20 protein-coding genes and 1 pseudogene are annotated in these 10755 nt (G+C 51.2%); 9 read left to right on the top strand and 12 right to left on the bottom strand.

All coding sequences use genetic code 11. From position 1 onward, the window contains the following. Positions 1 to 103: 103 nt before the first annotated feature. A pseudogene (locus AC6CWS_RS26125) lies at positions 104 to 355 on the top strand (chromate transporter); the annotation flags it as partial. A gap of 10 nt (positions 356 to 365) precedes the next feature. Continuing rightward, entirely contained in the window at positions 366 to 671 is a 306-nt protein-coding gene (locus AC6CWS_RS26120) for a PadR family transcriptional regulator (protein WP_004206574.1), read from the top strand. Positions 672 to 799: 128 nt separating this feature from the next. Here AC6CWS_RS26120 and arsH read toward each other — a convergent pair whose 3' ends face one another. Then, complete coding sequence (gene arsH / locus AC6CWS_RS26115) at positions 800 to 1498, bottom strand: arsenical resistance protein ArsH (protein WP_016151343.1); 699 nt, start codon at positions 1496 to 1498, stop codon at positions 800 to 802. An 85-nt stretch (positions 1499 to 1583) separates the two neighbouring features. Between arsH and AC6CWS_RS26110 the strand changes: the two genes are divergently transcribed. From AC6CWS_RS26110 to AC6CWS_RS26095, 4 genes are all read left to right on the top strand, one after another. Beyond that, entirely contained in the window at positions 1584 to 1904 is a 321-nt protein-coding gene (locus AC6CWS_RS26110; RefSeq protein ID WP_004206577.1) for a transcriptional regulator, read from the top strand. A 44-nt stretch (positions 1905 to 1948) separates the two neighbouring features. Next, entirely contained in the window at positions 1949 to 3238 is a 1290-nt protein-coding gene (locus AC6CWS_RS26105; RefSeq protein WP_065905244.1) for an arsenic transporter, read from the top strand. 12 nt (positions 3239 to 3250) lie between these two features. Next, a complete protein-coding gene (gene arsC, locus AC6CWS_RS26100) occupies positions 3251 to 3676 on the top strand; it encodes a glutaredoxin-dependent arsenate reductase (protein ID WP_023316432.1) in 426 nt (141 codons plus the stop codon). A 174-nt stretch (positions 3677 to 3850) separates the two neighbouring features. Further along, the gene (locus AC6CWS_RS26095) at positions 3851 to 4855 is read left to right on the top strand and encodes an IS110-like element IS5075 family transposase (protein WP_065905242.1); all 1005 of its coding nucleotides are present in this window, start codon (positions 3851 to 3853) and stop codon (positions 4853 to 4855) included. 298 nt (positions 4856 to 5153) lie between these two features. Here AC6CWS_RS26095 and AC6CWS_RS26090 read toward each other — a convergent pair whose 3' ends face one another. The 11 genes from AC6CWS_RS26090 to vapB all read right to left on the bottom strand — a co-directional run bounded on the left by AC6CWS_RS26090 (position 5154) and on the right by vapB (position 9255). Further along, complete coding sequence (locus AC6CWS_RS26090; RefSeq protein WP_032731922.1) at positions 5154 to 5408, bottom strand: hypothetical protein; 255 nt, start codon at positions 5406 to 5408, stop codon at positions 5154 to 5156. A 75-nt stretch (positions 5409 to 5483) separates the two neighbouring features. After that, entirely contained in the window at positions 5484 to 5741 is a 258-nt protein-coding gene (locus tag AC6CWS_RS26085; RefSeq protein ID WP_004098928.1) for a hypothetical protein, read from the bottom strand. A 48-nt stretch (positions 5742 to 5789) separates the two neighbouring features. Continuing rightward, positions 5790 to 5993: an HHA domain-containing protein gene (locus tag AC6CWS_RS26080; RefSeq protein ID WP_004150739.1), complete on the bottom strand. Its 204-nt coding sequence runs from the start codon at positions 5991 to 5993 to the stop codon at positions 5790 to 5792. A gap of 60 nt (positions 5994 to 6053) precedes the next feature. Beyond that, entirely contained in the window at positions 6054 to 6548 is a 495-nt protein-coding gene (locus AC6CWS_RS26075) for a hypothetical protein (protein WP_016528789.1), read from the bottom strand. A gap of 30 nt (positions 6549 to 6578) precedes the next feature. After that, positions 6579 to 7145, bottom strand: a complete 567-nt coding sequence (locus AC6CWS_RS26070; protein WP_009654312.1) for a hypothetical protein — start codon at positions 7143 to 7145, stop codon at positions 6579 to 6581. Next, positions 7142 to 7405: a hypothetical protein gene (locus AC6CWS_RS26065; protein ID WP_004118691.1), complete on the bottom strand. Its 264-nt coding sequence runs from the start codon at positions 7403 to 7405 to the stop codon at positions 7142 to 7144. Before AC6CWS_RS26065 ends, AC6CWS_RS26070 begins: the two co-directional genes overlap by 4 nt. Before the next feature lie 239 nt (positions 7406 to 7644). Beyond that, complete coding sequence (locus AC6CWS_RS26060) at positions 7645 to 7971, bottom strand: hypothetical protein (RefSeq protein WP_124989605.1); 327 nt, start codon at positions 7969 to 7971, stop codon at positions 7645 to 7647. A 78-nt stretch (positions 7972 to 8049) separates the two neighbouring features. Further along, on the bottom strand, positions 8050 to 8268 hold the full coding sequence (locus AC6CWS_RS26055; protein WP_021312527.1) for a hypothetical protein: 219 nt from the start codon (positions 8266 to 8268) through the stop codon (positions 8050 to 8052). A 63-nt stretch (positions 8269 to 8331) separates the two neighbouring features. After that, complete coding sequence (locus tag AC6CWS_RS26050; RefSeq protein WP_065905238.1) at positions 8332 to 8577, bottom strand: hypothetical protein; 246 nt, start codon at positions 8575 to 8577, stop codon at positions 8332 to 8334. A gap of 34 nt (positions 8578 to 8611) precedes the next feature. Next, positions 8612 to 9028 (bottom strand): type II toxin-antitoxin system VapC family toxin, encoded by a 417-nt coding sequence (locus AC6CWS_RS26045; RefSeq protein WP_021312475.1) that lies wholly within the window; start codon positions 9026 to 9028, stop codon positions 8612 to 8614. Next, the gene (gene vapB / locus AC6CWS_RS26040) at positions 9025 to 9255 is read right to left on the bottom strand and encodes a type II toxin-antitoxin system VapB family antitoxin (RefSeq protein WP_021312476.1); all 231 of its coding nucleotides are present in this window, start codon (positions 9253 to 9255) and stop codon (positions 9025 to 9027) included. Before vapB ends, AC6CWS_RS26045 begins: the two co-directional genes overlap by 4 nt. A gap of 604 nt (positions 9256 to 9859) precedes the next feature. Here vapB and AC6CWS_RS26035 point away from each other — a divergent pair. From AC6CWS_RS26035 to AC6CWS_RS26025, 3 genes are all read left to right on the top strand, one after another. Next, positions 9860 to 10153, top strand: coding sequence for a hypothetical protein (locus AC6CWS_RS26035; protein ID WP_124989603.1), 294 nt, complete (start codon positions 9860 to 9862; stop codon positions 10151 to 10153). 48 nt (positions 10154 to 10201) lie between these two features. Next, positions 10202 to 10675: a hypothetical protein gene (locus tag AC6CWS_RS26030; RefSeq protein ID WP_065905236.1), complete on the top strand. Its 474-nt coding sequence runs from the start codon at positions 10202 to 10204 to the stop codon at positions 10673 to 10675. Position 10676: 1 nt separating this feature from the next. After that, the coding region (locus AC6CWS_RS26025; RefSeq protein WP_223602338.1) for a hypothetical protein at positions 10677 to 10755 on the top strand (79 nt) is incomplete at its 3' end.

Genomic DNA, 10755 nt, shown 5'->3' with positions numbered 1-10755 from the left:
CCACAGAATGATGTCACGCTGAAAATGCCGGCCTTTGAATGGGTTCATGTGCAGCTCCATCAGCAAAAGGGGATGATAAGTTTATCACCACCGACTATTTGCAACAGTGCCGTTCTGGGAAAGTCTGCGCCGCAATATCCGTACACAAGCAGCGTTGCAGGGTATTAATGCAGCCGTAGTTGGCCTTCTGCTGGCAGCTCTCTATCAACCAGTATGGACGAGCGCAGTTCTCGCTCCGCAAGATTTCGGCCTTGCCCTTGTGGCACTGGTCGCTCTGATGTTCTGGAAACTGCCGCCGTGGCTGGTCGTAGTGAGTTGCGGTGTTGCGGGTTGGTTGTTGAGTTTAGCACTGTGAGGTTCCGGGCGTGACCGACAAAGATCTTTACGGCGGGATGATCCGTTTGCACATCCTGCATCATGCAGCCAAAGAACCCGTCTTTGGTCTGGGCATCATTGAGGAATTGCGACACCACGGTTATCAACTCAGCCCGGGTACCCTGTATCCGATGCTGCACGGTATGGAAAAGAAGGGGTATCTCACCTCACGACATGTTCAGGCCGGTCGACGAAGTCGGCGAGTATATGAAATCACCGGACAAGGGCACATAGCGCTAACGGACGCCAGAAACAGGGTGAAAGAGCTGTTCGGTGAACTTGTTGAAGGCAAATGATATGCCTATGGTTTTAGTCCGGTCTGCCGTCTTCTGAAAACGACAGACACATGTAAGATTATCCGCTGCCTGGCAGAAGGAGACTTTGTGAAAACGCTCATGGTGTGTATTTATACGATCAGAAGGCGTTATATTTTTTCCTGATTGACGCGGTACGAAAGTTCCTGATGACTCTCTTTTCGTTCGCTGTAGCGATCTGCAAGGTAGCTGGTTTGTCCCCTGAGCAGCAACGTAATTTTAAACAACTCCTCTGCGACATCTACGATACGGTCGTACCATGAGGACGGCTTCATCCTTCCGTTCTCATCAAATTCCTGCCAGGCTTTCGCCACCGAGGACTGGTTGGGAATTGTGAACATCCGCATCCAGCGGCCCAGAATGCGCATCTGGTTCACGGCATTGAAGGACTGCGAACCGCCGCAAACCTGCATCACTGCAAGTGTCTTGCCCTGCGAAGGACGAACCGCGCCTTCACTCAACGGTATCCAGTCGATCTGCGCCTTCATCACCGCGCTCATAGCCCCGTGCCGTTCCGGCGAGCTCCACACCATCCCGTCACACCATCTGACCAGCCCGCGTAGCTCGGAGACTTTAGGGTGCGTATCCGGGGCATCATCCGGCAGGGGTAAACCGGAGGGGTTAAAGAATTTCACCTCCGCGCCCATCGCCGTCAGCAGGCGACCTGCTTCCTCCGCGGCAAAGCGACTGTAGGAGCGCTCCCTTACTGAGCCATACAGGATCAGAATCCGTGGGGGCTCCTGCAGGTGCAGACGTTCGGCAATATGTTGATCAAAACAGTCAGTATTCAGGGCTGGAAATTGTTCCATTTTTCTCCTCCGGAGAGAACAGATGATTTTAAAGTTAATACATATGATCTAACATATGTGTATTCTAAAGGGAACGGAGTGAAAAATGCTACAACCTGTTCAGCTTTTCAAAATCCTGTCGGATGAAACACGGCTAGCCATCGTCATGCTTCTCCGTGAGTCCGGAGAATTGTGCGTCTGCGATATCTGCGTTGCCACCTCCGAATCGCAGCCCAAAATTTCGCGACATATGGCTATCCTTCGCGAGGCTGATCTGGTTCTTGACCGTCGGGAAGGCAAATGGATCCACTATCGTCTGTCACCCCATATTCCGGCGTGGGCAGCAGAGACAATCACGACGACCTGGCAGTGTCTGCGCGAGGATGTACGTGAATGGCTGGACAAATCAGCCTGCACCTCCTGCTGAGGCAGGAAAACATATTTACAAAATCATATATGATGGGGTCTGAGATGCTTTTGGCAGGGAGTATATTTTTACTGACGCTGGTACTGGTGATCTGGCAACCCAGAGGCCTGAGTATTGGCTGGAGCGCGAGTATCGGGGCTGTGCTGGCGCTGGGAACCGGTGTCATCCATATCGCTGATATTCCCGTTGTCTGGAATATCGTCTGGAACGCGACAGCGGCATTTATTGCGGTCATCATCATCAGCCTGCTGCTTGATGAGTCCGGCTTCTTTGAATGGGCCGCACTGCACGTCTCCCGCTGGGGTAACGGACGTGGCCGCCTGCTGTTCACCTGGATAGTCTTGCTCGGTGCCGCTGTTGCTGCTTTGTTCGCCAATGATGGCACCGCGCTGATCCTGACGCCGATTGTGATTGCGATGCTGATCGCACTGGGGTTCAGCCAGGGCACGACACTGGCCTTTGTCATGGCTGCAGGATTTATTGCAGATACGGCCAGCCTGCCACTCATTGTTTCTAACCTGGTGAATATCGTCTCGGCGGACTTCTTCGATCTGGGCTTTACGCAGTACGCCTCCGTTATGATCCCCGTGGATGCGGCAGCGATTGCGGCCACGCTGATCATGCTGCATCTCTTCTTCCGCAGGGATATTCCGGCAACGTATGACGTTTCGCTGCTGAAGACGCCTGCCAGTGTGATAAAGGATGCGGCAACGTTCAGGGCGGGCTGGATTGTCCTGTTATTGCTGCTTGTCGGTTTCTTCGTTCTGGAGCCGCTGGGGATCCCTGTCAGCGCGATAGCAGCTGCTGGCGCAGCAGTACTGTTTATCGTGGCGAAAAGAGGTCATGGCATCAACACAGGGAAAGTCCTGCGCAGTGCGCCATGGCAGATCGTGATTTTTTCGCTGGGCATGTACCTGGTGGTCTATGGCCTGCGCAATGCCGGGCTCACGGAGTATCTGTCTGGTGTACTGAACCTGCTGGCAGAAAAGGGGTTATGGGCAGCAACGTTCGGCACCGGCTTCCTGACCGCGTTCCTGTCGTCGGTGATGAACAATATGCCGACGGTGCTGATTGGCGCGCTGTCGATTGACGGGAGTACGGCGACTGGCGTCGTCAAAGAGGCAATGATTTATGCCAACGTGATTGGCTGCGATTTAGGCCCGAAAATCACCCCGATTGGCAGTCTGGCAACCCTGCTTTGGCTGCATGTGCTTGCCCAGAAAAATATAACGATCACCTGGGGTTATTACTTCCGCACCGGCATTATCATGACTCTGCCCGTGCTGTTTGTCACTCTGGCCGCGCTGGCGTTGCGGCTTTCCATCACTTTGTAATGAGATAAAGATATGAGCAACATTACCATCTATCACAACCCGGCCTGCGGCACTTCACGCAACACGCTGGAGATGATCCGTAACAGCGGTAACGAACCGACCATTATTTATTATCTCGATACGCCACCGACCCGTGATGAGCTGATTAAACTTATTTCAGATATGGGAATTACGGTGCGTGCATTGCTGCGTAAGAATGTTGAGCCTTATGAACACCTGGGCCTTGATGAAGAGAAATTCAGTGATGAGCAGTTGATTGATTTTATGCTTCAACATCCGATCCTGATTAATCGGCCGGTAGTCGTTACGCCGCTTGGCACTCGTCTTTGCCGCCCTTCAGAAATAGTGCTGGATATTCTACCTGAAGGTCAGAAAGGAGCGTTTACCAAAGAGGACGGCGAAAAGGTCATTGACGAAACGGGGAAGCGGGTTAAGTAACCTGTTTTTTTCGTCTCATTTTTATCGTATTCGGGTGTCTGTCTGTACCATGCAGACGCTCGCTTTTTGTAATGCCAGCTAAAGAAACAGGCTTAACGTAGGATATTTAATGAGATGGTCACTCCCTCCTTCCCAGTACTATGCTGAGGACAGGCTTTCATTCGGAGAACCATCATGGAAAACATTGCGCTTATTGGTATCGATCTGGGTAAGAACTCTTTCCATATTCATTGTCAGGATCATCGTGGGAAGGCCGTTTACCGTAAAAAATTCACCCGACCAAAGCTAATCGAATTTCTGGCGACATGCCCGGCAACAACCATCGCGATGGAAGCCTGTGGCGGTTCTCACTTTATGGCACGCAAGCTGGCAGAGTTAGGGCATTTTCCAAAGCTGATATCACCGCAATTTGTCCGCCCATTCGTTAAAAGCAACAAAAATGACTTCGTTGATGCTGAAGCTATCTGTGAAGCAGCATCACGTCCATCTATGCGTTTCGTGCAGCCCAGAACCGAATCTCAGCAGGCAATGCGAGCTCTGCATCGTGTCCGTGAATCCCTGGTTCAGGATAAGGTGAAAACAACTAATCAGATGCATGCTTTTCTGCTGGAATTTGGTATCAGCGTTCCGCGAGGTGCTGCCGTTATTAGTCGACTGAGTACCCTTCTTGAGGACAGTAGTTTGCCTCTTTATCTCAGCCAGTTACTGCTGAAATTACAACAGCATTATCACTATCTTGTTGAGCAGATTAAAGATCTGGAATCTCAGTTGAAACGAAAGTTGGACGAAGATGAGGTTGGACAGCGCTTGCTGAGTATTCCCTGCGTTGGAACGCTGACTGCCAGTACTATTTCAACTGAGATTGGCGACGGGAAGCAGTACGCCAGCAGCCGTGACTTTGCGGCGGCAACAGGGCTGGTACCCCGACAGTACAGCACGGGAGGTCGGACGACATTGTTAGAGATTAGCAAGCGGGGCAACAAAAAGATCCGAACTTTGTTGGTTCAGTGTGCCAGGGTATTCATACAAAAACTGGAACACCAGTCTGGCAAGTTGGCCGACTGGGTCAGGGAGTTGTTGTGTCGGAAAAGCAACTTTGTCGTCACCTGTGCTCTGGCAAACAAGCTGGCCAGAATAGCCTGGGCACTGACGGCGCGACAGCAAACTTACGAAGCATAAAGGCAGAAATACACCAGTTTAAACAATCATTCATCTGGTTTTGCGAATACTAATATTGATGATACTAACGGCCCACCGGCCTGTTGAGGAACCTGTAAAACGGAAAGGCTCATTGAAGCCGTATATTTTCTGGAGGTTCATCAGGCGCGGAACTCATCGAGGCGCGGGAATAAAATCCCATTCAGACGCCGGATAGATTCAAGCAAGCCAACTTGTCGTCAAAATCGGTGTTGCAAAAACGGGAGTGACCATAGATTCCGTTTTCCAAGCGGACCCCACTATCACTGCCGGCACGGCTTCAGTCGGGATAGATGGATTCTTTTCTGACATTAATGCCATGAAGGCAAACACGGTTTTTGTCAGGCAAATGGATACCCATCAGGCGAAGAATAAAGCCGCGCCACCCCCGGTTAACCTGACGGTTATAGTCATACAGGTCTGCATTTTCTTTTGTAAGCTTTGACCATTCATGCATGAGTGTTAGTGCATCGAGCTCGGTGATGTGCTTCACTTCATCGCCGATACATACTGTGTTAATGCCTCTTCCCGTCATGATGATCCCCTCCGGCAATATCAGTTTCAGATTAACGCTGTTGTGATGATGATTTAACTACACACTAAAGGCAATCTAACGTTTAATCATACCTCTGATAATAAAGAACATCATGGTTAATGAAAACACAATCAGAAGCCAGCCAAAGGGTTTGGCATCAAAAACAGTAGTGATGCAATCATTAGTACAGGTAACCACCTTCGGGGTGACAATAGAAATTCCCCATCCAAGAATAACTACCATAGTGCCTGCTACTGCGGCTAAGAAAAAAGTGGTGAAGAATGCGCATCCGACTACCAGTAACAATCCAATCAGTTCAAATATCATATTCATGATTGCGCTCCAGGTGAGATAACTGCGAACAGACTGATGCCGGCTGTATTATTTAACATATTTCCAGACGCCTGCAGGTATTTTGTCATAAAACTTCCCCATTGCCATTTCCGCCAGCCGGTGATCAACCGCAGCATTGAAATGCTCAAGCTCATCATCTGACAGAGAATATTTATTTTTTTCTATTACCCTTTCCAGGGTTTCCTTCGATGTACAGCGCCGTAGTCGTAAAATCCATTCTTGTTTGGTCATTAGTTTTTTATATCCTGAGGCTTCCATGGTATTTAATTTTACAAATAACGCAAATTTCTTTCAGGCGTTATGGCCCGTGCCGTTCTGCGTAAGATAATCACTGATGCTCAGACCGGACAAGCGTATGTTATCCGAAATCTCCCTGAACTGCTCCTCCCACCCGTCCTGCAGCTCCCTGATTGCCGCGATCTGGAAAGCAACACTGAAAGGCGTTCTGCCCAGTTTCTCGGAAAGCCAGAACAGATGCTTGCCAATCTCTTCGTCCGGTACCGAATCGAGCGCATCACTCAGTAAGGTTTTTTCGTCTTCCTGCCAGGGATGACCGGCTCGCGGAAAACGCGGATCAGGCTGGCGGTCTTTTTTCTCCCTTTTTTCCCGTCTGGCAACGGTCGGCGCATCGCCTTTTTTCAAGCCGACGCGCGCTTTCATGGCGCCGATAGCGGCGACGGCCAGTACCAGCGTTTCACGCTCCTGGCGCGTGAGCAGGCTGTCATCGCAAATCAGGGTGTTCAGGTTATCGATCAGCTTATTCAGCCCGGGTTCAGTGACTTTCATTTTATGCTCATATTCCTTGTGTGGTGGCGATCAGTCCCGGCTCTCATTCACCTGGACGGTGACCGGCAGGCCTGCATCAAAACAGGTCTGATACCAGCTGGCCACCTGCAGGGGATCGCCCTCTTTTATCCGGCGTATGCCGCCGGCATCCGTCAGCTGCAGGCAGGTGGTACCGTCCAGACGGATCACGTAGGCCGCTTCCCGCAGGGAGTAATGACCGTCACCCAGCTGCAACTCCACCGCGTCACCGGCAGCCGTCTGGCGTAACGGCAGACGCCGGACGTCTGTCAGTCGTTGTCGTGCCGTTTCAGCCTCGCGTTCTGCCTGGAAGAGCGGTTCTGCAATGCCGCGACCGGCCTCCGTCAGCTCTACGGCCAGCTGCAGGTTCGGGGCGCGCAGGGTGCGCAGCCAGCCCGCGGCTTCCATGCGCCGGCAGGAGGCGCGCAGGTTTGGCCCGTACACCGGGGCATCCCCGCCCTGCTCCAGCACCCGCTCGATATCCCGCGTCGCCACCGGCCCCGGACGTTTCGCATCGAGGGCGGCCAGCACAATCAGCACCCGCCGCTGCAGCGGCGATGGTCGGCGCGCCTGAGTCATTGCTTGTCCGCCTCCGGCCAGATGAGTTTTCTGAGGCGCAGGTGATCGGCGTCTATGAGCTCTTGCCTCTTTATGGCATTCACTGAGGCATAGCCATTTATGGCCAGTTCATACCAATAGCTCAGCACGGCACCGGCCTTGGCTGACTCGCTGATGTAAATCGCGCCCTGGCTGTCCAGATTGCATTCACGGATACGCTCTTCCGCTATCCGGGTCAGCTGCTCATAGCTGAGTGAAAAATTCACTTCCTTCTCATCCATCCTGCTCGCTCCGTCTGAACATGTCCGGTTAGGTTAAAAATCATATCATGTATGATTTCTTACTAATAATTCAAATATCATATCAGATATTATTGTGTGTTTAATGCTAAATATCACATTCAGTATGATTTTATGTGTTTGGTTTGATTATCATATCCTTTGCGCGTTTCCCGCCGCGCAGATCCGGTTTCTGGCTGTTCCGGATCCCCGTTAATTTCCCGTACACCTGATACGTTCGTTTAAGGTGTAATATCCCCTGAAAATTCTGACCCAAAACGCTCGCGAACCCGACTTTCAATGAGTCCTTTTGCCATGTTCAGTCGTTCAATTTGCTTCCCGGTTGACCATGAGGGATTATCGATGCTGTGCTGCACACTTTCCGGTACAAATGTCTCCAGCAGCGCCAGAAATTCCCGGGCAGAATTGATATTCCCCGCGTGGCGATGCAATAACTCAGAAATATACTGACGGGCTTCAGCGTCATAATATGAGTTGTCCGGATGTACCGGGAAAAGATAATCCCCCATCCTGCTGTAATAACCGCGAAAAGAATGTTCTGTTGTCATATTTTTGAGCCATCTGTTTCAGTATATCTTATCAATAACCCTTTCCCTGTCAGCCCTTCCCGGTCGGTGTCACAGCGGTTAAATACCGGGCGAATGGTCTCTGACAGGCAAATGGATACCCATCAGGCGCAGGACAAAGCCGCGCCAGCCCCGGTTAACCTGACGGTTATAGTCATACAGGTGAGCATTCTCTTTTTTCAGCTTGGACCATTCATGCATGAGTGTTAGCGCATCGAGCTCGGTGATATGCTTCACTTCACCGCCGATACGTACCGTGTTAATTCCTGTTACCATCATGATGCTCCCCTCCGGCGATATCAGTTTCAGATTAACGTTGTATTAATGGTACCGGGTAAGCCGTCAGGCATGGCCCGGTTTAAAAAGATACGCTGACAGTTCGGCAGCGGTGATATCAAACTCAAGCTTCTGTATTAATTCGGCAAGTTTTTTCTCTGCCGTATCGCGGTCAATCCGATCCAGCAAAATCTGGATAGCGGCGAGTTTAAGCTCCTCCGGAAGGAGTTCCGGATCAATAACAATATCGCCGGAAATTTCTTCAGCCGGTTCACTGAAAAGCCAGCCGTAGTCGGTGTGTTCAGCATTCATGTCTGTCGTCTCCGTCACGGAAATTTTTACGGGATTAATTCACCCAGTCTTCCAGCACCAGGCCCGGGACCCGCGCAAACTCTCTTACATTATTCGTCACCAGAACGGCGCCGGCCGCGATGGCGTGCCCGGCTATCGCCGTGTCGTTCGGACCAATCGGCGTCCCGGCCTGTCGCAAGGCCACCTTAATCTCCGTGGTCGCATCCACCGCGGCCCGGTCCCAGGGCAGGATGGCATCGAGGCGGGCACAGAACGCGTCAACCAGCTCGATATGGCGCGGGGAGGCCTTCGGGCCGGTGGCGCCGAAGCGCATCTCGGAGTAGGTGATGGCCGAGACCACGATACGGTGGCCACGCAGCACCGCCTGCTCCAGGCGCTTCAGCACCGCTTCCGGCTGCTCGCGCATGATGAACGAGCAGATGTTTGTGTCGAGCATAAAAGTCTTTTTCACAGGTCAAATCGTCCTTCGTCGCTGACCACATCCTCGCGTTCCGCCATAAAGTCCGGATCGGCCCTGTCCAGCTGCGCGAACGAGCCCCAGGTCGGCCGGACGGGACGCAGAATGATGCTGTCCCCTTCCCGGACGATCTCCAGCTCGCTGACGCCGTCAAAATCCAGGTCCCGGGGCAGACGGATGGCGCGGTTATTGCCGTTTTTAAATATCGAAACTGTGCGCATGGATGTTCCTCCGGCTGATCATGCATGATGTATGAGTGCATATGTGCAGTATATGCCTGTCGGATTGGTTTGTATAGGTGTCACATATGCAGATGACTGACATATGCGTATGTCTGGCCTATGCAGATGCATGGCATATGGATATGCTGTACCTATTCTGTTTTCTCATTTCTCCACCGCAGATCCGAAAAATACCAGTTCCGGATCTGCTTTCCGGCCTCCGGCGCGCAGCGGCCCGGCAACACAAGATGTAGCGGTGTTCCCAGCTGACAGTGACGCTATATGTTGTGTCCCTCCCCTGCCCCGTGACGAGCCGCTCCCCCCCTAAAAGGGCGCTTTGCTTATTCCCTGACCGTGGTACACTTCCGGAAACTGTTAAATACGCAAAAAATCAGATCACACCGAAACGGCCATCCGGTAATTTAACGACGTGGCTATATGGCTGCTTATTATCAGCCTGAAAATGATGTCGGCAGGGGAAAATCATCCGGGTGACAGACGCATGGTTGTGCGCAGACAAATCTGCCGCCCGTCATAATTACTCTGAGTGACTATTTATTGAGAAGGATTTGATGGCGTGAAATTCACAGACGAAGTTTGGTAAGTGTTAAACAGTATCTATAAGCATCAGCATCTCTGGTTTACAGAAAAAAACTGGAGTTGGTACGACAGCCAGTCACCAAAGGCTCAGCAGATGAGTGGCCAGCCAACCATTGTTACTGGATGTGGGAGACCGGTAGCCAAATGGCATCCGTGGAATCAAATGTGGTATCTGGTCACTGTTCCAGGAAAGGGCATCATGCATGAAGCTGCGGACGATATATATTCAACTCCCCCTGAAGGCCAATATATCGACCCTAATGAATTAGATTCCTACTGGCAATGGCGTCCTTACTAAGAGTTCAGTGGCGGGATTTATCAACAGATCATCGGTACAGAAAAGACCATGAAAAAGAAAAAAGCGTCAGAACCGGGGTTACTGGCAAGCGACAGCGACTGGCACAATAACGCATGTTTGAATTACATGCCTGATCACGGGACAGCTTACACCGAAGGTTACCGGCGGGCTGCTGACATTCTGATTAAACACATTGATGAATCCGGGCGGGACCAGGATTTTCTGGTTTATCCGGTGTTGTTTCTCTACAGGCATCACATCGAACTCCTTATCAAACAAATTGTCGGACTGGCTTTGGTACTATCAGAAGAGCCGGATACAGACCAGTACAAAAAAGATAACCATAACCTGAATACCTTATGGCTGCTGGCAAAGAAACTTCTCCCTGAAGTTAATGACAGCCATCGATCTTCTAATTTTCGACTCATCAAGGAAGTCGTTAAAAAGCTTCACAATGCGCACAGGCTAGTAACGGATTTGCGTTATGCCCGGGCTTTGTTGAATAAATCGAACTTTTGCTGAGTTGAAGGATCAGATCACGCATCTTCCCGACAACGCAGACCGTTCCGTGGCAAAGCAAAAGTTCAAAATCACCAACTGGC

Source organism: Klebsiella sp. M041, from assembly GCF_059759695.1.
This window is presented reverse-complemented; position numbering and strand designations above follow the sequence as displayed.

Bases quoted from the DNA above. Each gene is read 5' to 3' on its own strand.
- arsH (WP_016151343.1), bottom strand. From the start codon at position 1,498: ATGGAACAATTTCCAGCCCTGAATACTGACTGTTTTGATCAACATATT.
- AC6CWS_RS26110 (WP_004206577.1), top strand. From the start codon at position 1,584: ATGCTACAACCTGTTCAGCTTTTCAAAATCCTGTCGGATGAAACACGG.
- AC6CWS_RS26105 (WP_065905244.1), top strand. From the start codon at position 1,949: ATGCTTTTGGCAGGGAGTATATTTTTACTGACGCTGGTACTGGTGATC.
- arsC (WP_023316432.1), top strand. From the start codon at position 3,251: ATGAGCAACATTACCATCTATCACAACCCGGCCTGCGGCACTTCACGC.
- AC6CWS_RS26095 (WP_065905242.1), top strand. From the start codon at position 3,851: ATGGAAAACATTGCGCTTATTGGTATCGATCTGGGTAAGAACTCTTTC.
- AC6CWS_RS26090 (WP_032731922.1), bottom strand. From the start codon at position 5,408: ATGACGGGAAGAGGCATTAACACAGTATGTATCGGCGATGAAGTGAAG.
- AC6CWS_RS26085 (WP_004098928.1), bottom strand. From the start codon at position 5,741: ATGAATATGATATTTGAACTGATTGGATTGTTACTGGTAGTCGGATGC.
- AC6CWS_RS26080 (WP_004150739.1), bottom strand. From the start codon at position 5,993: ATGACCAAACAAGAATGGATTTTACGACTACGGCGCTGTACATCGAAG.
- AC6CWS_RS26075 (WP_016528789.1), bottom strand. From the start codon at position 6,548: ATGAAAGTCACTGAACCCGGGCTGAATAAGCTGATCGATAACCTGAAC.
- AC6CWS_RS26070 (WP_009654312.1), bottom strand. From the start codon at position 7,145: ATGACTCAGGCGCGCCGACCATCGCCGCTGCAGCGGCGGGTGCTGATT.
- AC6CWS_RS26065 (WP_004118691.1), bottom strand. From the start codon at position 7,405: ATGGATGAGAAGGAAGTGAATTTTTCACTCAGCTATGAGCAGCTGACC.
- AC6CWS_RS26060 (WP_124989605.1), bottom strand. From the start codon at position 7,971: ATGACAACAGAACATTCTTTTCGCGGTTATTACAGCAGGATGGGGGAT.
- AC6CWS_RS26055 (WP_021312527.1), bottom strand. From the start codon at position 8,268: ATGATGGTAACAGGAATTAACACGGTACGTATCGGCGGTGAAGTGAAG.
- AC6CWS_RS26050 (WP_065905238.1), bottom strand. From the start codon at position 8,577: ATGAATGCTGAACACACCGACTACGGCTGGCTTTTCAGTGAACCGGCT.
- vapB (WP_021312476.1), bottom strand. From the start codon at position 9,255: ATGCGCACAGTTTCGATATTTAAAAACGGCAATAACCGCGCCATCCGT.
- AC6CWS_RS26030 (WP_065905236.1), top strand. From the start codon at position 10,202: ATGAAAAAGAAAAAAGCGTCAGAACCGGGGTTACTGGCAAGCGACAGC.